This window comes from Ochrobactrum sp. XJ1 (assembly GCF_024701725.1).
Taxonomy (GTDB): Bacteria; Pseudomonadota; Alphaproteobacteria; order Rhizobiales; family Rhizobiaceae; genus Brucella; species Brucella anthropi.
Genome location: NZ_VDGD01000055.1, coordinates 1 through 1,899, shown reverse-complemented (window position 1 = coordinate 1,899; position 1,899 = coordinate 1). Strand labels below are relative to the sequence as shown.

Sequence of the window (1,899 nt, the reverse complement as noted above, 5' to 3'; positions counted from 1 at the left end):
CTAACAAAAATGCCTGTGGCCAACTCGCGAACCAAACCTTCGTTGATTGGGGTGCCGGTAAAGTCGAAGTCCTCAATGTCCTTAGCAAGAGGTAATTTGGCTATGCTGAGCTGGTATCGAATGGAACGTGCTTGCTTTTCTGCAATTTCCGACTGCAACAACTCACCCACAATACGTGGCGGTTCGTGCTGCCGTTTTATTCCATTCCCCATCACCTCATCATAAGCGCTGCGCATACCATAGAGCTTCAGCGTTCCCATGAGTTCAAGTACCTGCGTGCGTTCCATCAGCTTGCCCTCCTAAGACTGTCATAGCGTGAACAGTCGGCGATTGGTTCATGCATCAATCGAAGTGCGTCGGGGAGTTGGAGTGTGGGAGTTGGAGCCGGGTCTCGACTGCGTGCGAGAATGTTGATGATAACTGCCGCAGAATACACGTTATGATCAAGCGCTTCCTGACATGCAGCATCGACATTAGCCAATCCGTCGGAAGGTACGCATGCGAGGATGGTGACCATCTGCCGATCACCATCGTGAGCGCTCTGCAAACGTTTGCGGATTTTCTCCATTGCGGCTGGCAAAACCCAATCGCGGAAAGGTGCGCCATTGCGTAGAGCGCCAGGTTTTCGAGCAAGAACAGGCACATAATGCCATGGGTCGTAGATCGTTTCACCTCGATGAAAGCTACGCGTATGCTCTGCGACCTTCACACCATCCTGCCGTATGACGATCCGATCTGCATAGGCATGAACTTCTACAGGACGACCAACTGCAGTTGAAAGAACCGAGTATTTATTGTTGTCAAAACGGACGGTGCAGGTTTTTGATATCGACGCTGGAACACAGTGAAAGCCGTCGAAGGGGCCAATATATGGTACAAGACTTTTGCGTTCTTCCTCAAATACCTGCCAGATCATGCGCTGGGTTTGTTCAGGATGGCGGTGTGCTTTTGCATAAGCGATACATTTATCGAGGAGCCAGACATTGAGTTCCTCCAAACTTTTGACCCGTAAACGCGGTGTAAAAAAGCGCTCTCGAACCAAGCCAACCTGGTTCTCAACCTGTCCCTTCTCCCAACCTGATGCCGGAGTACAGGCAACAGGCTGAATAAGGTAATGACTGCACATTTGCTGGAACCGACGATTATACTGCCGCTCTTTCCCAACAAAAATGGCATCAACAGCCGTTTTCATATTGTCGTATATACCGCGCGTACAAGCGCCACGGAAAAACACAAAAGCCTTATCATGTGCATCGAACACCATTTCCTGGCTTTCGCGCATGTAAGCCCGCGCAAACATCATCCGGCTATGACACAATCGAACGTGCGCAACCTTGATTGTCGTCGTCACACCATTGAGCCGAATAATCTCATGGCTCCAATCGAACTGATAAGCTTCGCCTGGCGCGTAATAGAGCGGAACGTAGGCGTCACTCGCCACTAATCCGCGCTTCTTAGACCAGGATTTGGCATAGCGGCGGACGGTGTCATAGCTGCCTTCATAGCCCAGCGACCGAACTTCTTCATAAATGCGGATAAGCGTCAACCGCTCACGAGATGCCTTACCTTCGTTGGAAACAAGAAAACGTTCAACGTCTCCTTTCCAAGGCCCCATCCTCGGAAAGGGCTGATGTTCACGTTTGTAACAAAACTCCGTCGCATCAGATCGCAGTATTTTGCGAACCGTATTACGAGAAACATGAAGCTCTCTGGTGATCTTCTTTACCGACCAGCCTTGAACATGGAAGGCGCGCCGGACACGAGCAATCGTATCCACTCTTTTCAACTCCCTACTCCATCCGCTGACTAAAAGTCAGATCCTCGGATGAAATCTAGCGGGGGTCAAAATTGAATAAGTATTCGCCCGCTAGTGGGGTCAATATTCCACGCCGAAACACA

Annotated in this window: 2 protein-coding genes; both read right to left on the bottom strand. The window is 50.3% G+C overall.

Annotated elements, in window-relative coordinates:
- Positions 1-287 (bottom strand): ATP-binding protein (locus FG152_RS27100; protein ID WP_235994275.1); only part of this gene is annotated, 287 nt, incomplete at its 3' end.
- A complete protein-coding gene (gene istA, locus FG152_RS27095; protein ID WP_105529394.1) occupies positions 287-1,786 on the bottom strand; it encodes an IS21 family transposase in 1,500 nt (499 codons plus the stop codon). The genes istA and FG152_RS27100, both read right to left, overlap by 1 nt.
- Between the last annotated feature and the right edge of the window lie 113 nt (positions 1,787-1,899).